Source organism: Corynebacterium sp. Marseille-Q4381 (assembly GCF_036881695.1).
Classification (GTDB): domain Bacteria; phylum Actinomycetota; class Actinomycetes; order Mycobacteriales; family Mycobacteriaceae; genus Corynebacterium.
Genome location: NZ_JBAJNR010000007.1, coordinates 38,520 through 60,384, shown reverse-complemented (window position 1 = coordinate 60,384; position 21,865 = coordinate 38,520). Strand labels below are relative to the sequence as shown.

General features: G+C 64.3%; 19 protein-coding genes. 8 read left to right on the top strand and 11 right to left on the bottom strand.

The window, feature by feature from the left end; all coding sequences use genetic code 11:
• Nucleotides 1-6 precede the first annotated feature (6 nt).
• The 6 genes from V6D40_RS07385 (at nucleotide 7) to V6D40_RS07360 (ending at nucleotide 4,657) form a co-directional block, all read left to right on the top strand.
• Complete coding sequence (locus tag V6D40_RS07385) at nucleotides 7-1,329, top strand: sugar nucleotide-binding protein (protein ID WP_334289718.1); 1,323 nt, start codon at nucleotides 7-9, stop codon at nucleotides 1,327-1,329.
• A 62-nt stretch (nucleotides 1,330-1,391) separates the two neighbouring features.
• Complete coding sequence (locus V6D40_RS07380; RefSeq protein WP_334289717.1) at nucleotides 1,392-1,868, top strand: hypothetical protein; 477 nt, start codon at nucleotides 1,392-1,394, stop codon at nucleotides 1,866-1,868.
• 21 nt (nucleotides 1,869-1,889) lie between these two features.
• Entirely contained in the window at nucleotides 1,890-2,762 is an 873-nt protein-coding gene (gene rfbA, locus V6D40_RS07375; RefSeq protein ID WP_334289716.1) for a glucose-1-phosphate thymidylyltransferase RfbA, read from the top strand.
• A 34-nt stretch (nucleotides 2,763-2,796) separates the two neighbouring features.
• Nucleotides 2,797-3,585 carry a glycosyltransferase gene (locus tag V6D40_RS07370; RefSeq protein ID WP_334289715.1) on the top strand — a complete coding sequence of 263 codons (789 nt, stop codon included), beginning with the start codon at nucleotides 2,797-2,799 and terminating at the stop codon, nucleotides 3,583-3,585.
• 11 nt (nucleotides 3,586-3,596) lie between these two features.
• Entirely contained in the window at nucleotides 3,597-4,310 is a 714-nt protein-coding gene (locus V6D40_RS07365; RefSeq protein WP_334289714.1) for a glycosyltransferase family 2 protein, read from the top strand.
• Entirely contained in the window at nucleotides 4,307-4,657 is a 351-nt protein-coding gene (locus V6D40_RS07360) for a DUF2304 domain-containing protein (protein ID WP_334289713.1), read from the top strand. Before V6D40_RS07365 ends, V6D40_RS07360 begins: the two co-directional genes overlap by 4 nt.
• A 123-nt stretch (nucleotides 4,658-4,780) precedes the next feature.
• On the opposite strand, the gene V6D40_RS07355 is transcribed toward V6D40_RS07360, so the two are convergent.
• Nucleotides 4,781-5,620: a GDSL-type esterase/lipase family protein gene (locus tag V6D40_RS07355; RefSeq protein ID WP_334289712.1), complete on the bottom strand. Its 840-nt coding sequence runs from the start codon at nucleotides 5,618-5,620 to the stop codon at nucleotides 4,781-4,783.
• Nucleotides 5,621-5,690: 70 nt separating this feature from the next.
• Here V6D40_RS07355 and V6D40_RS07350 point away from each other — a divergent pair, with 70 nt between their 5' ends.
• Both V6D40_RS07350 and V6D40_RS07345 read left to right on the top strand, forming a co-directional pair.
• On the top strand, nucleotides 5,691-7,355 hold the full coding sequence (locus V6D40_RS07350) for an AMP-binding protein (RefSeq protein WP_334289711.1): 1,665 nt from the start codon (nucleotides 5,691-5,693) through the stop codon (nucleotides 7,353-7,355).
• A complete protein-coding gene (locus V6D40_RS07345) occupies nucleotides 7,355-7,828 on the top strand; it encodes a PaaI family thioesterase (RefSeq protein ID WP_334289710.1) in 474 nt (157 codons plus the stop codon). Before V6D40_RS07350 ends, V6D40_RS07345 begins: the two co-directional genes overlap by 1 nt.
• A gap of 328 nt (nucleotides 7,829-8,156) precedes the next feature.
• On the opposite strand, the gene V6D40_RS07340 is transcribed toward V6D40_RS07345, so the two are convergent.
• The 10 genes from V6D40_RS07340 to V6D40_RS07295 all read right to left on the bottom strand — a co-directional run bounded on the left by V6D40_RS07340 (nucleotide 8,157) and on the right by V6D40_RS07295 (nucleotide 21,861).
• Nucleotides 8,157-8,543 carry a hypothetical protein gene (locus V6D40_RS07340; RefSeq protein WP_334289709.1) on the bottom strand — a complete coding sequence of 129 codons (387 nt, stop codon included), beginning with the start codon at nucleotides 8,541-8,543 and terminating at the stop codon, nucleotides 8,157-8,159.
• A complete protein-coding gene (locus tag V6D40_RS07335) occupies nucleotides 8,540-8,896 on the bottom strand; it encodes a hypothetical protein (RefSeq protein ID WP_334289708.1) in 357 nt (118 codons plus the stop codon). The genes V6D40_RS07340 and V6D40_RS07335 overlap by 4 nt, the downstream gene beginning before the upstream one ends.
• Before the next feature lie 79 nt (nucleotides 8,897-8,975).
• The gene (locus V6D40_RS07330) at nucleotides 8,976-9,416 is read right to left on the bottom strand and encodes a hypothetical protein (RefSeq protein WP_334289707.1); all 441 of its coding nucleotides are present in this window, start codon (nucleotides 9,414-9,416) and stop codon (nucleotides 8,976-8,978) included.
• Nucleotides 9,416-10,342 (bottom strand): peptidoglycan recognition protein family protein, encoded by a 927-nt coding sequence (locus tag V6D40_RS07325; protein WP_334289706.1) that lies wholly within the window; start codon nucleotides 10,340-10,342, stop codon nucleotides 9,416-9,418. Before V6D40_RS07325 ends, V6D40_RS07330 begins: the two co-directional genes overlap by 1 nt.
• A 61-nt stretch (nucleotides 10,343-10,403) precedes the next feature.
• On the bottom strand, nucleotides 10,404-12,941 hold the full coding sequence (locus tag V6D40_RS07320; RefSeq protein WP_334289705.1) for a polysaccharide deacetylase family protein: 2,538 nt from the start codon (nucleotides 12,939-12,941) through the stop codon (nucleotides 10,404-10,406).
• A gap of 58 nt (nucleotides 12,942-12,999) precedes the next feature.
• Nucleotides 13,000-13,335 carry a hypothetical protein gene (locus tag V6D40_RS07315; protein WP_334289704.1) on the bottom strand — a complete coding sequence of 112 codons (336 nt, stop codon included), beginning with the start codon at nucleotides 13,333-13,335 and terminating at the stop codon, nucleotides 13,000-13,002.
• Entirely contained in the window at nucleotides 13,325-13,924 is a 600-nt protein-coding gene (locus V6D40_RS07310) for a phage gene 29 protein family protein (protein WP_334289703.1), read from the bottom strand. The genes V6D40_RS07315 and V6D40_RS07310 overlap by 11 nt, the downstream gene beginning before the upstream one ends.
• Nucleotides 13,925-13,933: 9 nt before the next feature.
• Nucleotides 13,934-15,625 carry a Gp37-like protein gene (locus tag V6D40_RS07305; protein ID WP_334289702.1) on the bottom strand — a complete coding sequence of 564 codons (1,692 nt, stop codon included), beginning with the start codon at nucleotides 15,623-15,625 and terminating at the stop codon, nucleotides 13,934-13,936.
• Nucleotides 15,626-15,628: 3 nt separating this feature from the next.
• Complete coding sequence (locus V6D40_RS07300) at nucleotides 15,629-16,468, bottom strand: hypothetical protein (RefSeq protein ID WP_334289701.1); 840 nt, start codon at nucleotides 16,466-16,468, stop codon at nucleotides 15,629-15,631.
• Complete coding sequence (locus V6D40_RS07295) at nucleotides 16,468-21,861, bottom strand: tape measure protein (RefSeq protein ID WP_334289700.1); 5,394 nt, start codon at nucleotides 21,859-21,861, stop codon at nucleotides 16,468-16,470. Before V6D40_RS07295 ends, V6D40_RS07300 begins: the two co-directional genes overlap by 1 nt.
• Between the last annotated feature and the right edge of the window lie 4 nt (nucleotides 21,862-21,865).

Below are 21,865 nucleotides of genomic sequence, written 5' to 3'. Positions count from 1 at the left end.
GGCACCATGCGCACCCCGATCGACGGCCTGGAAATCCACCACCTCACAGTCCACGAGGACTCTCGCGGCTGGTTCAAGGAGAACTGGGCGGGGCAGGCGCTGGTGCCGCGGCAAAACAACGTGAGCTTTAACGCCACACCCGGCACCACGCGCGGCATGCACGCTGAGCCGTGGGACAAGTGGGTCAGCGTTGCCACGGGCCGGGTCTACGGCGCGTGGGTGGACATGCGCGAGGGCTCGCCGACGTTTGGTGCGAAGTTCGGCGTAGAGATCACCCCGTCCACCGCGGTGTTCGTGCCGCGCGGGGTGGCCAACGGGTTCCAGACACTCGAACCCGACACCGCCTACATTTACCTGGTCAACCAGCGATACAACCCGCGCGGCGACTACGCGTACTGCTCCTACAAGGAGATCGACTGGCCGCTTACGCCCACAAAGCTATCGAAGGCCGACCAGGAGCATCCGCTGCTTGCCGACGCCCCCTTAGTCCCCCCAAAGCGCATCCTTGTCACGGGAGCGAACGGCCAGCTGGGCCGCGCACTCCGCACCCGCCTCGGCGAGGGTGACGCCGACTTTGTCGGTCGCGACGAGTTCGACATCACCGCGATCGACCCAGATTTCGACTTCTCCCCGTACCGCGCGATCATCAACTGCGCCGCGTTCAACGACGTCAACGGCGCCGAAACCAACCGCGCGCAGGCGTGGCGGGTCAACGCGGACGCCCCGGCGCGCCTCGCGGAGATCGCGAACGAACACGACCTGACGCTGGTGCACGTCTCCAGCGACTACATCTTCGACGGATCGGTGGAGGTGCACGCGGAAGACGAGCCGGCCAGCCCGCTGTCGGCGTACGGCGCGTCGAAGGCCGCAGGCGACACGGCCGCCCAAGTCGCGCGGCGCCACTACGTCATCCGCACCTCCTGGGTCTTCGGCGACGGCGGCAACTTCATGTCCACGATGGCGGCGCTCGCCCAGGCCGGGAAGCAGCCCAGCGTGGTGGCGGACCAGCGAGGGCGTCCCACCTGGGCCGAGGACTTAGCCAAGGGCATCCTGCACCTTTTGGACACGGGCGCGGAGTACGGCGTGTACAACCTCACCTCCGACGGCGACACCGCCGGACGCGACGAGATCGCCATGGCCGTGTTCATCGGGCTCGGCCACGACCCCTCCGACGTGCACCCCGTAACCACCGAGCAGTACACGCAGCTTTACGGCGCGGAAGCCCCGCGGCCGAAGGAATCCACGCTGGATCTCACCAAGATCAAGGCAACCGGATTCTCCCCGACCAACTGGCGCGCGGCGCTGGCGATGTATCTTCCCACCTGCTAGCAGTTGTGTTTAGACTGTGTGCAGTCTTTTCACGCTTCAGGATGTTCTCAAGGAGCCCCTCCATGTCCCGCACCCGCACCTCGATTGCCCTAGTCACCGCCGCGACGTGCGCGACTGTGCTGGTTAGCCACGCTCAGGCGGAGCCGACGGAGGTGCCGCCTACGCCGGTGGCGCCGGTTTCTGCGACCGGCACCCCGGTCACCACCACGCCGACGCCGGGCGCAACCGTTTCCACCACGGTGACCACCACCCCGACAGTCACGGTCACCAGCACCACCGTCGCGCCGACAACCCCGAAGCCCGCAAGCGCGGGCGACGTCGTACGCGCGATGTCCTCCGGTGACTTCTCCGAGGTCGGACCGGCCTCGATCGCGCTGTTCGTCATCGCTGTCCTCACCGGCCTGCTGAACATCATCATGCAGTTCGACAACGGCCAGATCGAGGCGATGCTGGCAAACGTCCGCCTGCCGGAAATGCCGCAACTGCCGGAAATGCCGCAGCTTCCGCAGCTCCCGCAGCTCCCGCAGCTGCCGCGCTAGGCAGCGGGGCGGGCTGACGCGGTGAAGGGGATCATCCTGGCTGGCGGATCGGGCACGCGCCTGTACCCGATTACAAAAGGCATCTCGAAGCAGCTGATGCCGATTTACGACAAGCCGATGATCTACTACCCGCTCACCACGCTGATCAGCGCCGGCATCCGCGAGATCCTCGTCATTACCACCCCGGAGGACCGCCCCGCGTTTGAGCGCCTTTTAGGCACCGGCGCGCAGTTCGGCGTGATGCTGAGCTACGCCGAGCAGCCCTCCCCCGACGGGCTGGCGCAGGCCTTCCTCATCGGCGAGGACTTCATTGGCGACGACGCGGTTGCGCTGGTGCTTGGGGACAACATCTTCGACGGCAACGGGCTTACCGCAGTGCTGGGTGAAACGGACAGCACGGCCGGAATCGACGGCGGCGCGATCTTCGCCTACGAGGTGTCGGATCCGCAGCGCTACGGCGTGGTGGCGTTCGCCGCCGACGGCACGGCGCTATCCATCGAGGAGAAACCCACGAACCCGAAGTCGAACTACGCCGTGGTCGGGCTGTACTTCTACGACAACACCGTGGTGGAGAAAGCGAAAAGCATCACCCCGTCGGCGCGCGGCGAGCTGGAGATCACGTCGGTCAACGAGGCCTACCTCAACGAGGGCAACCTGAAGGTGCACCGCCTGCACCGCGGCGACGTGTGGCTGGACACCGGCACGATCGACTCGATGGCCGAGGCCAGCGCGTACGTCGAAGTGATCCAGAAACGCACCGGCACGGTCATCGGCTCGCCCGAGGTCGCTGCGTACCGGGAGGGATTCATTGACGCGGCCCAGCTCGAACGCCTCGCCGAGCCGATGCTGAAATCCGGCTACGGCCGCTACCTCATTGACGCTGCAAGGGACTAACCGGGAGCACACCATGGCCACGCTGTCTGTCCTTATGACCATTTACCACGGCACCAACGCCGCAGAACTCGCCGTCGCGCTGCAGTCCTTGGCGGCGCAGACCCGCCCGGCGGATGAGGTGGTCATCGTGTTCGACGGCCCCGTCGCGGAGGATGTTGAGCACGTAGCAACCGGCTTTGCCGCTACCCAGAAGGCCCGCCTGATCCGCCTGCCGGTAAACCGCGGCTCGGGCCCCGCCTCCCAGGCTGGTCTGGAAACGATCGAGTCGGACTACACCGCCCGCCTGGACTCCGACGACGCCGCGCGCCCGGAGCGCTTCGAACGCCAACTGTCGTACCTCGAGGCGCATCCCGAGGTGGCGGCGCTCGGCACGGCGGTCGAGGAATTTGAGCATTTGCTTGGCGACGCCGCCCGCATCCGCACGCTGCCCCAAAACCCCGCCCAGTACGCCAAGATGAACTCCCCGATCAACAACCCATCCGTGATGTTCCGCACGGACGCGGCGAAGAACGTCGGCGGGTACGAGGATGTGCCGTTCATGGAGGATTACGACCTCTGGGCCCGTATGCTCGCCGGAGGGTGGGAACTGCGCAACTTGCCGGAGCCGCTGACGTATCTGCGCGTCACCGATGCCCAGCACCGCCGCCGCTCTGCCAACCAAACCCGCAGAGCGGAGCGCATGATGCAGCGCAACTTGGTGCGCTACGGTCTGATCTCGCGTCCGCGCGCCGCGTTCAACCTCGTCGCGCGCAATGTTTACAGGTTGCTGCCAATCGGTGTGGTCAAGCGCGTAAACACCGTACTTTTCCACCGCGGCGGGTAAATTGTTTCGCGATGGAATCGCGGCGCGCCAAAGAGGCGAATCTTTACGGGGACACTTGGTTGGTGATCCCCTGCTACAACGAGGGTCAAGTCATCCAGGACGTGATCACCCAAGCTCGCCGCACCTTCCCCAACATCGTCGCGGTCAACGACGGCTCCGCGGATAATTCCGCCGACGCCATCCGCGCCGCCGGCGCCCATCTAGTCAACCACCCGGTGAACCTCGGCCAAGGCGCCGCAATCCAGACCGGCGTGGAGTACGCCCGCGCCCAGCCCGGCGCGCAGTACTTCGTCACCTTCGACGCCGACGGCCAGCACCAGGTTAAAGACGTCGTCGCGATGGTGGAGCGCCTGCGCACCGAGCCCCTCGACATCGTCGTCGGCACCCGCTTCGCCGGCCAGGACAACTCGCAGGTGCCGTGGATCAAACGCCTCGTGCTGAAGACGGTGGTCATGCTCTCCCCGCGCACCAAGCGTCTCGGGTTATCGGACGCCCACAACGGGCTGCGCGTCTTCAACCGCCGCGTCGCCGAAGAGATGAACATCCGCATGAACGGGATGAGCCACGCATCCGAGATCGTGGCGATGATCGACGACTGCGGCTGGCGCGTCGCCGAGCAACCGGTGGACATCCTCTACACCGAGTACTCAATGGCCAAGGGGCAGTCGCTTATTAACGGTGTGAACATCCTCGCCGACGGAATCATGGCACGGAGGCTCAAGTGATTCAGCTGCTTCTGATCATCGCGACGGTCGCGCTCGCGGCGTACTTCTTCACCAACCGCAAGAAGGCCAACGCGAAGGCGTGGGTGAAGATCGGGTTTGTGGTGATGATGGTCGCCGCGATCTGGGCGATCCTGCGCCCCGACGACGTGACGGTGCTAGCGAACTGGCTCGGTGTCGACCGCGGCACCGACCTGATGCTCTACATCCTGATCATCGCGTTCTTCTTCACCACGATCTCCACGTGGACCCGGTTCCGCGAACAGGAGCTGCGCTACGCCCGCCTCGCGCGCGCGGTTGCCCTCCAGAACGCCGAACCCCCGCACGCGGACGCGCTTCCCAAAAGGTAACCCCCACCCGGTAACTACCAGAAGGTCATTAACCGCCGTCGCGAAAGATCACCTCTTTGCGGTTACCCGGTTAATGACCATCTGCAAGCAACACTTTGCGGGTGACCATTTGCGCCGCGGCGGCTAGGAGCCCGCGATGACGCGTGCGACGTGGGCGTGGCCGCGCTGGTTGACGTGGATGGGGAGGTTGCCGGGGCCGCCGTAGAAGTCGACCAGGCCTGCCCACATGCGCTGGTTGTCGGGGGCGCACATGTTGTTGTTCCAAGTGGACGGCTTCAGGTCGAGGAACTCGACGCCGGTGGCGCGGGCCAAATCGACCTGCGCCCACTGGATGGAGTCCTCCCAATATGCGACTTGCTGGAACGGCGTGGTGTCGGAGACGTTCGGGGCGACGTGGAAGAGGCAGACGTTGCCGTTGGAGGTGATCTTCGGGTAACCGACGATCTGGATGCGGGCGTTCGGGGCGGCGGCGCGGATGCGGTTGACCTGCGGGGTCATGGCGGCGACCCAGTCGCGCCGGAACGCTGCGCGGTCACGTCCGTCGTTGTGGTACGTGTCATTGAAACCGGTGGTGATGACCACGCGCGCGGTGTTGCGGTTGAGGCCGCCGTCGCGGACCGCGCGGTCGACCTGGGAGGAGAACTGCGGGCCGGCTTGGATGGAGACGGTACCGGTGCAGGAGTAATCCCACGCCGGCAGGCCGAGCTGTCCAGCCGACTGCTTGCCCCAGTTCGTCGGGCTGGTTGGGCACCACGTGGTGACGTCGGAGGAGCCGCGGGGGTCGAGTCCCAGCTTGCCGCCAAGCCATTTCGGCCCGGACGGGTCGGAGACCACCGAATCGCCGAAGATGACCATGTTGCGCTGCTGCGCTTCGGCGTGCGGGGCGGGGGCAATCGCGCCGACGGCGATGGCGGCGGCTGCGGCGATGGCGCTGAGGCGGCGGCGGATCGTAGGGCGGGTCATGGAGGTGCCTTTCTTACGCAATCACTACTGAAACAATAATCCCATCAGCACCTTACGCTACATTTCAAGTATGCGTCCCACCGAAAACCCTATCTTCGTGATGAAGTCGTTCGCGCGCTTTCTCCCCGCAGTCCTGCGCGCCGGCGTTCTCAGCACCGAGGGCGGCCCCCGCGCGGCCGCCCAGCTCATCCCAAATCTGGCGAGGTACCGCTTCACCACCGCCCGCGAGATTGAGCAGGGTGCTGCGGCGGTGCCCGAGCGCACGGCGATTATCGACGACGACGGGTTGCTCTCTTACCGCCAACTCCGCGACCAGTCGCGCACGCTGGCAAAGTGGCTGCTCAGCCTGAAGGAGGAGCGCGGCCTCGAGGAGCTGCGCATCGGCGTGATGGCGCGCAACGGCCGCGGCATCATCCTCCCCCTCGGCGCGAAGGGGTACGCCGGCGGCCACATCTTCCTGCTCAACATCGGCTCCTCGCCGGAGCAGCTGCGAGGCATCTTCGAAGAGAACAACATCAACGTCCTGTTCATCGACGACGAGTTCGCCGACCGCGTCCCCGCCGGCGCGGCAGATGCGGTCACCGTCGTGCGGGCCCATACGGCAGAGGGGCGCGAGGGGCTGTCGATTGGGGATGTGGTGGTTGAGGGGGGCGTCGATAAGCAACTGCCCCTTTTCCCGCCCCACGGCAACATTGTGCTGATGAGCTCGGGCACCACCGGAATTCCGAAGGGCATTGTGCGGCCGGAGCCGCGGCTGCCGTTTGTGCTGAGCGGGTACCTGGAGGCGATCCCGTGGCGCGGCGGCGACACGGTGCAGCTGTCCGCGTCGATCTTCCACACGTGGGGTTGGTCGGCGCTGCAGGTTGGGCTGGCCACGCGCTCGACGCTGGTCATGCGGCGCGTGTTCGACGCCGAGGCCTGCTTCAAGCAGATCCAAGATTTCCGCTGCGACGGGCTGATCTCCTCTCCCATCTTTTTCAAGCAGATGCTGGATCTGGACGAGGACTACGACACCTCGACGCTGCGCTACCTGGCCACCGCCGGCAACGCCGTCACCCCTGCGCTGCTGAGGCGCACCACGGAACGCTTCGGCCCCATCCTGGCAAACATCTACGGCTCCACCGAACTCGCGCTCGCAGCCGCCGCCTCCCCCGAACAGATGCAGGCTGACCCGACGATTGTGGGCAAGGTTCCGCCCGGCACGGTGCTTCGGCTTTACGACGCCGCGGGCAAACCCGTCCCCACCGGCCAGACCGGGCGCATCTTCTTGCACAACGAAACCGCGCTGAAGGGCTACACCAACCCGCACACGGACGTCGTCGAGATCGACGGGCTGATTGAGATCGGCGATCTCGGGTACTTCGACGAGCGCGGGTTCTTGCACGTGCAGTCGCGCAACGACGACATGATCATCGTCGGCGGCGAGAACGTGCACCCGCAGTCCGTGACCGAGGTGCTCGACGAAATGCCGGGCGTCGACGAGGTCTACGCGCACGGCGTGGACGACCCGGTGATGTTCAAGCGCATCGCCGTGTGGATCGTGCCGGGCAAGGACGACGCGGGCAAGGCGCTCGATGTGGAGTCCGTGCAGGCGTGGGTGCGCGACCGGCTTGCAGATCACTCTGTGCCGCGCGACGTGCACTTTCTGCCGGCGCTACCGCGCAACGCCGTCGGCAAGGTCGTGCCGCGCTTCCTGCCGGGAATTGGCGGCGACGGTTCGGAGGTTGGAAAGTGATGCGGTTGCCTAAGGTGAATCTGCTCGCACCGAAAACGCTTGAGCGCTTCATGTGGCTGTGGCCGCCGTTTCTCGGCGCGGGCATCCGCGTCAAGGAATTCGCGCCCGACGGCTCCCGCGTCGTCGTTGCGCACACCCCGCGCCTACTCACGCAAAACGGCGTGGGCACCGCGTTCGGCGGCACCATGATGGCGATGACCGACCCGTTCTACATGCTCGCCTCCATGTCCCGGCTGGGCAAGGGGTACTCGATTTGGGACGCCGGCGCCGAAATCACGTTCGTCAAACCGGGCCGCGGGCGTCTGACGGCAGAAATGCTGATTGACGACGCCACCTACAACCTCATCCGCGAAAAGACCGCCGCCGGCGACAAGTATTTGCACTGGTTCGACACCGACATCGTGGATGCCGGCGGAGACGTGGTCGCCCGCGTGCGGCGGCAGGTGTACTACCGCAAGAAGCGGCCGCGGTAGGGGCGGTTGGCCGCTGTTGGCCGGCCGGCTTGCTCGGTGATAGCGGGTAACTCGAGTCGACAACCGCGTTTCCGCAGGTCGCCGGAACCGCCCCCGCGAGTTACCCGCTATTAACTCCCGAGGGCACCGGGAGAGAACGCCGAAACCCCAGCCAGACGAACAATCTAGCTGGGGTTCCACCTGAGCCACCTGCGAGAATCGAACTCGCGACCTTCTCATTACGAGGACAATGCTTTATGGCCTTGACCTGCGCGTTAGATGGGCGTGCGCGTTCTGTGCGCGTTATCGGCATTTGAACCGCTGCCGCGGATAGAGGTGGCTCCCGGAGTCAACGCGGCGGATTCCTCGCCCTCGGCGGGGAGTCAATGAGTGCCTGCCACGAGTCCACATCAGGAGCCGGCGGAGCTGCGATCGTGTCAGGGGCAGAAAGATGCTCAAGAGCCTCTGCGATCCAGGCGAGCGCTCGCCGCAAGGCGTCTCGCAGATCGCCCGCGTGAGACTGGATTGTCTGCAGCTCCGCGCGAGTCTCGCGGAGTTCTGCTTCGATCGCATCGAGTCTCGTTTCGAGCTTGTCGATGCGCGCCGCCTGGCCGTTGATTAACGTCTCCGAGGCGGATGCCTTCGTCTCGTCGCGGCGCCCCAGCCACCCAATGGCGGCGACGAGGAGCGCTCCGATACCGGAAATGATCGCGATGATGACCTGTTCACTCGTCATACGGCCACCACCCGCTCCCGGCGCGCGTTGTCCCGCGCAATAGTCCAGGTGGTGAACGCAGCCATCGCGGCGAGCAGCGCATAGTTTTTGCCGGTCACCCACCCGCGGGGCTCGTCGTAGAAGAACGCCACTGTCCAAACGATCAGTGCGGCGCAGGCGATCATCATGCCGCCGATGCGCAGCCAACGAGCGACGTCCTGAACTTTGTCAGGGGCGGTTGAGGGGGCGAGAACGCCGAGCGCGAGCGCGATCGTGGCAAGTGCCCAAATCGTCCAAAGCGGCACACTGGTCGCTTTGTCCACGACTTCGAGCTGGGGTGGAACTCGATCAACGTAGGCCGCTGCGGTGGCCATGCTCCACAGTGCCCACATCGCCGCCAGGAGCCGAGGAAGGTGCTGCTGTAGGTATTCCTTGGCGTTTTCTCTAGCGGGTTTAGCCAACACTGTGAGTTCCTCCCTCCGGGACCTCACGCCCTTCCCGGTACGCGGCCTGCCGCCCTGCGGCAAAGGCGCTCACTGCGGGCGCGTGGTCTTCGTTGGGGTCGGAGATCTCGACCGTCTCGCCGGGGTCGATGACGTATCCGGAGACGGACTGGCGGTCGGGAACGCTCTGCTCTGCGGCAGCTTCGAGCTTTGCGGCCTGCGAGGGGGTGATGGCACCTGGGGTGCCCGCGTGGATGAAGATCTGGCTTATGCCGATAACTGCCGCGATGGCGACGTTGGCCCATTCCGGCATGTCGGATCCGTAGGCGACAAGGACGTTAGCGATCTGCAGGACGAGCCCCGCGGCCGCGGTGAGGGAGTCTTTGCGGCGGATATACCAAGGTTGGTCTACGAGTGCTTGGCTCACTGCTGTCTGAAAGATGCTGGCCATTACTTCTGCTCCTTTTTCTCGATCACGTCTGCGAGGCGGGCGACCTGGTCGGCTAGCCGCTCGGTCTCCTTGAGGTTTACGGCGATCAATTCCGGCAGGGTGCCATGGTCGCCTTTACGGCGCTGGTACTGCTCGATCAGCCACGAGATGGACCAGCCGTCGTAATTTCCGGCATCGCGCCCTCCCGTTATCTGCTGTCGAATGTCCTTGACGTCGGAGATGATCGGGCCGATGAATCCGACGATGAAGTCAGTGAAGAACTTGGTTGAAAGCGGCACGGTGTCCTCCTTGGGTTTCGGTGGCGGGGCGGGTTTTCCGTACGGGTCGCCTGTTCGGGTGAAGTTGTCGATCAACTGGTTCACGAGCTCGCGCTGCCGATCCATGTTCATCACGACTCCGGCTTTCCCGGTGCCAGCGCCCGGGTCCCATTTACCCTGGGCCTGCATCGAGTACTCCCAGTGCGCGATCATCGTCTTCTTTGTTGCTCGCTTGCCGAGGAACCAAAGGATGGCCGCAGTTGCGAGCCTGGTGGATTCGAGCTGTTCCTCCGGCCATGGCGAGATACCGTCGTGCTGCATCTCGAAACCGAGGCAGACACGGTTTGCATCGTTGGTGGGCCACCCGTCGAGCCAGCCGCGACCGGCGTGCCAGGCAATGCCGGCACCGAGGATGGTCTGCAGCCCGTTCGGCGCGGTGTGGAACTGCGAGGAAAGCCCGTTACTTAGTCGTGGGTTGTTTCGGATGTATTCCGGACTCGTGTTCATGGCGCCTGTGTGGTGCCACATCACGCCCTGGATGACGCCGAAGTCCCCCATTCCCCAGTCTTTCCAGCCCGGGTATTCGCGGAATTTGACGCCGAAGGCGCGGAATACTTCCGGCAGGAACGTGGGGTCTCCTCGCCAGTTTGGGTTTGGTTTGATGGTCATATTCGCTCTCCTTTGACATAAAAAATCGCCCCTGCGGGCGCTTGTCCGGTGATCGGTAGGTCTAAATCGCGGCGAGGAGTGGCGCGCCGTGAATTGTGAGACTGGGTCCGCCGATGCGGATAGTCATCTGGGAGATGTCCTTGTCCCTCGGCAAGGTCAGGTTGAGGCGGTAGGCGCGTTTCTTGCCGTCGCCCGGCACCTCAAATTCACGCTGCGCGTTCCAGTTTTCAGGCTTGCCGAGCTGGTGCATTTGCAGCGTCAACGTGGTCGGTGTGGTCGCCGAGGCAGTCACAACCAATTCGTGGGCTGCGCCCATCGCCCACCCGAAACGTGAATACAGCAGCATCGACTGGCCAAGAGGCTGCGCGCTCCCAGTGGAGGTGAGTGTCACGTCCGGGCCGGGGTTAGTGACTGTCCAGCCGGTCATGTACGTCCACCAGTCTTTATGCCCGTCGGTGAAATCGGGCTTGACGAGCAGGTTTCGACGGCGTGCGTGGGAGGAATCAGCGACACCACCGCCGGTTGCGGTCATGACCATAAGCCGGCCCTCGTCACGGCGACGTGCCAGCTCAGCACAGAACACATCGAAGTCATCGAAGCTAGCGAACACGATATTGCCGTTCGCCCCCGCCCAGTCGCGGAGCGCCTGTTCGGACGCGAATGTTTGCACCGCCCCGTTCTTAGGGTCAGTGAGCGTGACTCGCCCGTCGGGTAGCTTTGCCCACGGCCAGTTCTTCCCACCCACAAGCACGTTCTGCATCGAACCTGGGTGCGCGTACAACGTGACCCCACCACCGACCGTTTCAACGGTATCGACCTGGGCGATCATCTCCGCCGCTGTCGAACGGTCAAAACTGAAATGCGACTGCCCGATCTGCGGGGTGCCGGTCAGTGGATGGAAAAATCCGCCAGACTTACCCTCCACCACAGCGTGCTCCGAGAGCACCAGCTGGCCGGCGTAGGAATCGGTGTAGTTCGCCAAGGTACGCCCGAGATCAAGGCCAATATCGCCGTCAATGTCGCCGTTATAGAAGTACGACGCACCATGCTCTTGCCATGCCTCTACCGCTACCCGCGGCATCGCTTTCTCCAGGTTGCGCCGCCCATTCACGATCTCGTGAAAAATACCCTCCGTGGTGGACTGGTCGCGGTGGGTGGAGCCATGGTTAGCAATCTCAATGCACTTGTACTGGTTCCAGTCCTGAATGTGCTCCCAGGTGATTGAGCCGCTGCCGTTTTGCTCTAGCTCGAGGTTGTCGTGGTTCAGGTTCAGCGTTGCCGGCAGCTGGTACTTCTCCAAGATAGGCAACACCTTGTCACGGAACGCAACGAGCCAGTGGTCAAATCGCAACATAACCACGGGCTTCCCGCCTGTACCAATGCTTCCGCCCCGGCGGGTTTTCGCGTACTCCACCCTCGCTGCGTGGGACGACGTGTAGGACCGTGCCGTAGCCTGCGGGCTCGCCACCTGCCCACCACCAGCAGAGCTACCGCCGCCGATACGCTGCCACTCCGGCCACCCAGATGTAAGCGATGTGAAGCGAACATACGTGGCAAGACCCCCGGATCTCTGGTTGATCGTCATGCGCTGCATCGCCATACCAGTACCCGCCGCAGTCAGAGTTTCAACCACACCCTGCCCCGCCACAGGGTTGCCATCAGCGTCTTTCGGCATATCCAGCAGCTTCAAGGATTCCGTGAGGGAGACCTGATAAGCACCCTGCGCCCGCCACTTCTGAAGATCCGTACCGGACGGCAGCACACCTGTTGCTGACTGGTCTTCCCACGGAGTCCAGCTATCAGCGCCTAGAGCCGCGGAATACCGCAGGTAACGCCTAAACGACCCACCCTGCGACACAATAGCTTCCTGAATGGCCACACTCGTGCCCTTATTGGCGTACACAGCGAGCACGCCACCAAACTTATCCGGCCAGGCGTCCAAAGACCGGCCCACCACAGATGACGGCACCGTATAAAAACCCGGATCGCGGACAGCATTCAAATCGACAGTGTTGCCAACCACGCCTCGCCAAGTAACCTGCCCCTTGACATACGCATCCACCGCGCCCGGGACTTGCTTCTCGATAGCTGCAATCGCGGCATCAGTGACAGCCCTATCGGACGCAAGATAGTCCATCACTAGTGGCTCCACCTTGTCCTGCAACGCTGCCAAAAACTCCTGTTTCGTCGCATAAGTGCCATTAAGTGCCGCCTCCGTCAACCACGGCGGTAGCGCCTGGCCTGCCTGCGACGCCTCATACGCTTCACCCAAGGCGATAAGCATGTTTTTGACCTCAATCGTGTGCGGCAGCGCATTCACCACCGCCTCCCACAAGGTGGACATTCCAGGAGCGGCAACAAACCGGATCGAGTCCGACCAACCATCCCCCTCAACGAACAACCAGCCCACGCCCTCAACCACCTGAATGGTGAGCGTTCCACCTTGGGAAGCCTCGACCGCTACAGGCTGGGAAGTGGTGAGGTCAATACCTGGCCCGGGCCCGTAAACGGGCGATTTAACAGAAATCCTTGTGATGCGCTCAACTGGCCGCGAGGTGATATCAGTCAAACGGCCCGTCAAAGTAATTGTTTCAGCCATAAGTCCCTCCTCCTATACATGCACTGAGTAGATGCGGTGATCGGTTGAAAAATTCGTTTTAGGTAGTGGGAGGCGTTTCCAACGCTTCAACCCGCTTTCGCAGATCGGAAACTGCGGATGTCAGCTCTTCAGCCGATAAGAGCGTGTCCACTTTCGATTGCAGTGACGCGAGCTTCAGTTCCAGAGACTCGACTCTGCTTTGCAGGTCAGCAAGGGTCGCCGCTACTTCACCTGCCGACGTGTTCGCGGAATCTGCTGTCGCGTAGATCTCGTCCAGGGCCTCGCCGATGGGCTGCCCGACCTCGCCAGCGGTGGCCGTGAGGTCATCGGCAAGCTCCTCGCGGACGTCGCGTACGATGATCTGCTCGCCGCTAGTGATTGGTCTAATCCCCACCGCTCGGCTCCTTGTCGGCATCGCGGATCAACCCGGCGCGCTGGGCCTGCTGCGCCTGAACGATCAGAGCTTCGAGCTCGTGCGGTGTCATGGCCGCGAGGTCCCGCGCGGGAGCGGGGTCGGCGGCGGGTGGTGTGTAGCGCGGCTGGTCAAGCGGAATCCATTTGCCGGCGGTGTCCGGGCCGCCCGGACCGCCGAGGGGGTCGTACTTGGTGCGCGGGGCGAGGCGGAAGGTGGCGGAGTAGAGGCCGGCTTGCTTGAAGACGCCGACGAGGCGGCCGGTGTGGGCCTCGAGGCGGATGCCTGGCGGGAGCGCGCCGTCGATGATGGTGACGGCGGTGTCGAAGCCGAGGCCGATGTCGAGTTTGTGGCCGACGTGGGCGACGTCGCGGTCTCCTGGGTCGAGTGCCCAGTCGACGGCCCAGCCCATTGTGACGTCGCGCGGCTCCGGGAGGTGGAGGCGGGCGCCGAGATTGTCGTAAAGATGGCGGCAAAGACGGTTGATGGTCGCGGTGTCTAGGCCGTGGCCGTAGAGGGTCCAGGCGAGCGGGTGCGCTCCGTCTGGGACGTTGTAGGGGTAGAGCTGCATCGTGTCCTCCTAGTTGACGGTGGATGTGAGCCGCGCGAGGCGCGACTTGATGGTCTCGACGTTGGCGGCGAAAAGCTTCTCCGGTGAGGTGACTTGGCGGAGGTCGCCGAGGGTGATCTCGTAGCCGACAGGTTCACCGGGGGTCGAGGTCCAGGTGATCTCGGAGACGTAGGCGGCCCAGACCTCACTCCAGGCACCCAGGCCGACGGTGTCGCCGAGCTGGAAGTCTCTGCCGGGTTGGTACGGGTAGGCGTCACCGATACGGAACTCAACACTCAACCCGCCGTTGGTCTCCGTTTTGGCTTGCCATGCCTTCTGGATGGAGTCGACGCTGTTGGCTTCGCCTTGTTTGGCCACGGAGATGTAGCCGGAGCGGCCGTGGCGGACGTAGCGGTCCCGGTCGTGGTGCTCGTTGAGGTTGAGGAAGCGGTCGGCGGATAGTTCGGCAACCATGTCGGCGCCGTAGGTCGCGAGCGACGCGAGGCGGGGAAAGAAGAAGCCCAGCGTCGCTCCTACGCCCTTCACGCCGGCGTTGACCACGGTGTTGATGGCTTTGGGCGACTTGCCGCCGACGAGGAAGCGGCTATCGGTCGATTTGCGGATGGTGACGCGCGGCGCGTCCTCGCAGTCGAATACGACCCACGGCGGGCGGCCGTCGCGGGTCGGCGGGGCCACGTCAGAAAATTCGGTAACGGAGGTGAAACGATCGCCGGCGTCGATCTTCCGTCGCAAAGACTGGATGCCCTGCCCGAGCATGGTGCGCGCGCCGGTGACCGTGGAGACCGGCCGGAAGTCGACGATGACGGTGGGCATGGTCAGTTCTGTGTGGTTCGGGAACGGCTGGCGGTCGCCGGGGAGCCAGAGGGTGACGATCGGCAGGATGCCGGATGCCTCCCACGTCGGCTTGAGCAGATCCCACGCATTGTCCCATCGGGCGGTAACAATGCAGTGTTCGGACGGCAGGCCGGATGCCACTGGCGAGCAGATAATGCGGTGCATCTGTGATTGCATCGGCCGCCAGCGGCGCGGGTCGTCGTAGTCGTCCGTCATGGTGAACGAGCCGACCTTGCCGTCGAGGATCTGCGCGAGCATCGACGGCTGCTGGTAGCCGATCAGGTTGCGGCCGATCAGCTTTCGCGAGACGAACTCGGCCGAGCCTGCCTGCTTGTCCTCGAACTGCAGCTGGACTACTTTGCTCCGGTTCGACGGGTCGGCCCACAACGGCAGGTGCTTGAGGTACTCGATGCCGTCCAGCCCGGTGATGGTGACCTTGTCCGGGTAGTCGCGGCCACCCTCGGGCGAGATGTCGAGGACGCGGTAGAAGCGCCGCAGTGTGCCACCCCGCCCCGGCCGTTCGACGATGACCGTCAGCGCGTCGTGGAAGACGCCGTCCGGGTCGTCGCTGCCGGTCTGCAGGAGATAGCGCACGAGCGGGTTTTGCACGCCCGGCTTCACCTCGCCCGGGAGGACCATCTGCATGTTGGCGGTGTCCTGGAACGTCTCGCCCCAAGACGCGCCCTCCCAGTCCTCGATGTCCATGACCGGCATGAAGTTCTTGTTCAGGAGGCCGACGTACTGGCTGCGCGCGGCAACGATGTTCTCGCGACGTCGCTTCTCGGCTGCCCAGTCGAACTCGTTGAGTTCGCGGTAGTCGGGCAGGGCGAGGCCCGCGAGGATTGCTTCCATAATGCTCTCTTCCATCGGTCACCTCCACGGGTGTAGGTAGCGGGGTGTTACGCGCAGCTCGCAGCCGGAGAGCGCCCAGCGGGTCGGAATGTGAGGCTCGAGCTCGAGCCCGCGCATCTTGCCCGCGAATGCGGACCAGAGGGTGTCCAGTTCGTTGCCGGCGGCATCGGTAGGCCGGCCCATCATGCCCGGCTCGAGGTCGAAGAAGACGGTGTCCGGGAGCTTTTTGCTTATCGACGACGCCTTGAACGTGATCCTGTTGCCGGCAGGAAACGTCACGTCCAGGTCCTCGGCCGTGTTCCACGCGAGCGTGAGCTTCGCGGAGAAACCCGGGTCGGATGGGTCGATCACGGTCGCGGCTCCGGAGTAGGTGCGGGCGGGCCCGCTCCAGGCGCCGTCCGGGCATGTCCAGGTGACGTCGCACGGGTAGGACGGCTGGCCGCGCAGATTGTGCGGCAAGTCCGACATGTCCACGAGCCGGAAGTTGGCAAAGGCGTTACCGCCGTCCGTGGCCGCCACGGTCACCTTGGTGTCTTCGAACGGGCTCCACAGCTTGCGCCAGTTCCGGTCGACGTGACCGAGCTTGAAGCCCGGCGCGCCGACGAGCGTTTTGAGGGTGCCGCCGAAGGGCGGGAAGCGCTTGCCGTACTCGCGTTCGCCGTAGCGGTTGACGCTTGCACGGGCTCGGCGCTCCGGCTTGACTCTGAACCCGTCAGTGCCTCCTTTCAGTAGTAGGACGGGCTGGTGTTCCCGCTCGTGGCGGTGAGGGGTGGCGATGTTGAAGGTCTGCCCTTGCGGGCCGGTGAGGGTGATCTTGTAGTCCCCCTCGGCCAACAGGCCCGGTTCCAGGAGTTCCATCACATCGCACCTCCTCGTGTCGTCATCATCGGCGTCGGTCGGCGGGGCGTCTTCAGCCCGATGATGTCCTCGGTGTTCAGGTCGAGCTGTTCCTCGACGTCCTCCAGGCGGCGGCGCATGACTTCCTGGCCATCGATGTTGATGACCACGGTCGACCCGGCGCGCTGTGCAACTTGCCGCACTCCAGAGAGCGCCTGGAACGCGTTGTCAAAGCCTGTGCCGGCAGCGCCGACGCCGTCCAGAGCTGCTGCGGCAAGGCGTTCGTCGCCGAGGTAGCGTGCCGTGGCCGCGAGACCGAAGTCCTCGCCGCGCGCGGCTGCTGTGAGCTCCTCGACGGCGGTGCCGAGCCAGCTGGCTTCATCCACGAGGGCACGTCCGGCCTCCTCGCCGAAAATGTGGGCAGCAGAGCCATACCCGAAGTCGCCGCCGGCGAACGCCTCCTGCAGCTCTTCAACCAGCCCGCCTGCCCAGAACGCAGAATCCGCGAGCTGGTAGCCGACCTGCGCCCCGAAGAGCTCAGCCAGGGCGCCATATCCGGCATCACCGCCGGCGGCCGCGATGCGCAGCTCCGCCCGGGCTGTGTCAATGGTCTCCATCATGCCCGGCAAGAAGCCGATGAACCGGCGGAACAACGGCGTCATCGCAGGAGAAAGAACCTCCTCCGGCTCGATGGTCGCCTTGCGCAGGAATCCGAGGCCTCGCGCGAGCCCGCCACGGTCGAACACGCCAGTATTCGACAACAGCTCGGCCGCCTCGGCCATCTGCTGACCGTAGCGGTCTGGGAACGCACTGACCTGGACACGCTGCGCCGCGTCGCCGGGCGCCATGGCCCGGTAGTCGAAGCTGCTCAGCTTGCGGAGGAACATGCCGGCAGACTCCGCAGGCGTCATCCGGTCCTTCACCGAGCCCCACGCACCATTGTTTCGCTGCTGGAACAGGCCCACTGAATCGTGATCGCTCCCCAGCGCGTCATGCCGGAACGACAGGGATTCCGGGACGGCCCGGTTCGCGTACATCTTCATGGGGTTGCCGGACTCAACCAGGGCGGTGGCGATACCGATCTGTGCGGCCAACTTGTCCAGGCCCATCGACTTCGCCTGGCTAGCTATCTCGTGGGCGAAGAACTGCGGACCCCACTCGGGCACGTCCGGCTGCTTCACGACGTCCGCGTCCTTAACCTGCGACAACTGCGGGTCGCGTGCCAGCTCTGCCGGGGTCATCGACGTGAGTGCTTCGTCGTGAAGCTGTGCAGCATGTGCACCAGCCACGTTGGTGGACGGGTTGCCCACCGCGGCGGTCTGGTTGACGTCGGCCACGCCGAGGAGCTCGTCCATCGGCGTGAACAGCACCTTGCGGGTCGCCTTCGGGTCGACCCCGAAGAAGTCCGCTACGGCGTCGAAACCAATCTGGCCAACGGTGCGGTTGCCCATCTCGGCGGCGAACGTCGTAGCGAACGCCTCATACGGTGTCTGCGGGCCTTGCTGCACCGGCGTCGACGTGGAGAGCTCCGCGGTGTCTACCGCGGCGACCACGACCTGGCGCTCATCGGCGGATAGATCCTTCAGGCCGGTGACTTCCGGGTCCAGCCACTTCTGCTCCTGCATCGGCAAGTAGAAGAACTCGTTGTAGTACGAGTCCCATGCACCGGCCGCGCGACCGCCGAGCTGGCCGTTGCCTCTGGCTCCGCCCATCTCGAAGTTCACACCGTTCGGCAGCGTTCCGGACGTGTGCCCACCTGCAGGACCGCCGTTTCTGAAGCCGATGCGCAGATCGCCCTCGCCGCCGCGGCCACGGAGGAAGCCGTGAGAAGAAAGCCACGAACCCTGGGAACCAGTTGCGTAGCGGCGCGGTGCGGGGTTCTCCCCAATCGCGAGCGAGGTGACACTAGAGACCGTGCCGGAGCAGTCACCCCAGTACGGGTGCTGCCCGGCCCAGAGATACTTCGCGCCCTCCAGCGGGTACGCAGCCTGATATCCGTTGACCGACCCACCCTGCAGGAACTTCATCAAATCGTCGCCAGTGATACCGCCATCTGCGAAGGAACCGACGACCTGCGGGCCCAAGTAGCCCCGGTAGTTGGACTGGTACGGCACACCAGTTTTGGAGTCCACCAACGCGTAGCCGAAGTTGTCGGCCACGCGCTCGAGGATCGCTTCAGAGCGCTCACGCTTCGACGGTGCCAGCGGGATGAACGCCTCGCCGCCGGTTTCAGCTTCGGCCCACTGGACTAGGCCGCGCTTGCCGTGCGGGCGTTCGATGACTGCCTGGGTCGGCAGGTTGCCGCCGCCGTTCGCGTACACTTCTGCCGCGGCGATTCCGCCTGTGACGTACTGCGCGAACGACCCATTCGCGTTCGAGGACCCGCCACCGAAGCCGAAGGAGACCGACCCGACAGCGTTGCGGATACGACCCGGCAGGCTGGTGAGCCATCCGGTCATGTTGTCCCACATCTGCTGCATACCGGTCCAGAGACCCGAGATGATGTCGCGACCGGCTGACAGCAGCCACTGCCCGGCATCCGCAAAGATCGACTTGATCTTGCCAGGGATCTCCTGGACGTTGTTGACCATCTCGGTGATCTTGGTCTTGACCACATCAACCACGTCCGAGACCGTGGACTGAAACGTGCGCCAAGCATCACCAACCAAGCCCACGAGACCGCGGAAAAGATCCATCGCCACGTTGATCGGCCCCTGGACGATCTGCGAGATGAAGTCACCCATCGACGAGAACCGATTGCCGATGTTCTCGAAGTTGCCCGTCAGCACGTCGGCGAGCAATCCCGCGGCTTCCTTTAGGAAGCCCCAAGTCGGCGCGATGATATTTGTCCAAACGGACTGGATCATGGTGCCCACGAACTCGAAGCCGGTCTGGATCATCTGGAAGACGCCCTGCAGGACGGTCCACATGATCTGGGCACCCATCTGTATCAAGGTCCAGGCCGGTTGGATCACAGCGGTGGCCACCGAGGTGATCACCGAGCCAACCACCGAGAAGGCGTCGCGGACGCCAGAGAAAACCAGACCGAGCATGTCGCCGAAGATGCGGGCGTTCTCGCTAATGACGGAGACTGTCGAACCCACGACCTCCTTGATCACATTGAATGCCTCGGTGAAGAAGGTGACTACGGGCGAGACCCAGGTGTTGTAAAACTGGCCAAAGCCGATCGTGAACTCTTGCCACTTCGCGCCCATCCAGTCGAATGCTGCAACTGCGGCGTCTTTGAGCGTGATGATGGTATTGCGGACCGTGATCAGCGTTCCGAACAGCGCCGATGATTCGTCTCTGATGCCGAAGAGCCCGCTGTCCGGAACGGTGCCGTTGAAGAGTACCTCGAATACGCCCTTGACGGTGTCGACGACGGCATCGACTTTCTCCGCGACCACGGAGAACGCGCTGGAAACGGCGTCACCGATGTACTCAAAAATCGGAGCAAAAGTGCCCTTCAGCCACTCGCCAGCGGAGCGAAGCCCGTCCATGAACGTCGACCACAGCTCCTGGCCGGTCTCGGTCTTGGTGAAGAAGTAGGTCAGCCCGGCGGTAAGTGCGGCAATGCCGGTCACCACAAGCCCAACGGGCGACGCCAGGAACGATAGGTTCAATATCTTCATCATGTCCGCGAAGGTCTTAATGCCACGCGCGGCGGCGACAGCTTCCTTCGCGATGCCGACGGCTTTGACTGCGGCAGCTCCGGCCGCGAGCGACGCCAGGCCGCTGGCGATGCCGGCGATGACCGCCGGGTGGTCGCCGAGCCAAGTGAAGACGTTCTTGACGCCTTCGGCGAACTCGGTAATGGCGGGCTTCGCGTCCTTGATTTTCTGGGTGAGCGTCTCCACTCCGCGCGTCATCGGCTCCATGAAGGGCTTGATTAGCTCGGCTGCTGCGGAAGACACCGCCGTCTTGAAGTTGCCCATCTTGGCCGGCAGGGTGTCACCCATCTCCTTAGCCAGATCACCCGTTTTCGCGTTGATCGCGTCGATGACTTGCTCGTAGGTAATCTTGCCTTCCTCGCCGAGCTTCTTGACTTCCTCGAAGCTCATGCCGAGGGAGTCCGCGAGGTAGCCGTAGATGTTGACGCCGCGCTGCTGCAGCTGCATCGCGTCGCCGCCCATGAGGCGGCCGGCGGCCTTGATCTGCATGAGGACCATGCCGACGTCGTCGGCGGAGCCGCCGGCAATCGCGGAGATGTTGGTTAGCGCCTTGATCGAATCGTTGAGGGGCTTTCCAGCCTCGACACCGGCCTGCATGAGCATGGAGGCGGTGCCGGCCGCATCTGCGAGCGAGACGTTAGTGCCGGTGACCAGGTCGTTGAGGTCGTCCATGGTTGTGGCAGTCTGATCTGCTGACAGCCCGATGTTGCGGAACATAATGTCGGCGCGCTGCAGGTTGTTCAGTCGCTCAAAGCCGCCGCCGAGGGCCTGGCTAGCGGAGGCGACGCCCAGGAACGCGCCGCCGGCGAGAGCCGCCTTCTTGGCGAATCCGCCGAGCGAGGACATGAACCCGCCACCGGAGCGCGACGCGCCGTCCATGTCCTCGCCAAGCCCACGAATCTTGCGACCAGCGGACTCCGCCTCGTTGCCGGCGTTTCGCTCTGCGGCAGCCACATCCTGCTGGGTGGCCTTGTGAGTGCGGGTCTTTGCCGCCACGTTCTCCGTCGCGGAGGCGAGCTCCGCGCGCTTCTTCGTGACGTTTCCGGTCTCGGTGGCCACCCGTCGATCAGAAGCCGCAGCCTGATCTTTCGCCGTCTGCAGCTGCCGCTCCGCGCGCTCCGTTTCGCGGGTATTGGCGCCGTAACGGTCGCGCACGTTAATCAAGTTCATTTCGGCGTCGCGGACAGCCTGCGCACGCGCCGCTTGGCGCTCCTTGGCCTCGCCAAGCTTGAGCTCGGCCGTGTGCAGCTTGTCCGCCGCAGTCTGCGCCTGCGTCTTCGCCCGGGCGAGGTTGTCCTCCGCACGCGCCAACGCCGTGGAAGTGGCCTCTCCCCCGGCGCGCACGGATTCGAGGTCTTGCTCGGTACGCGACAGGGTGACGGTGGCGTCCTGGTGGCGGTTCTTCGCGGTAGCCAGCTTTTCCTCGGCTGCGGCGATTTGCGACGCGGAGGCGTCGGCCTGGCCCCGGAGGGTCTGGAGCTCTTGCTCCGCGCTGATCACGTCGGCGGCCGCGCGGGCTTCGACCTTGCGGGCGTTGGCCACCTTGGCTGTGATCTGCTCGACCTTTGCCGCTTGCGATGCGAGGCCGCCGGCGAGGGCTTCGCCGGCGTTCTTACCGGCCTTGCCCATCTCATCGGTGACCTTCTGCCCGGCCTGCCGCGCGGCGCCAGAGGCTTCTTTGACGAGGGTGCCGATGAAACCCTTCATCTCCGCGTTGACGGGCACCCATACTGCGTTCGACATGGCT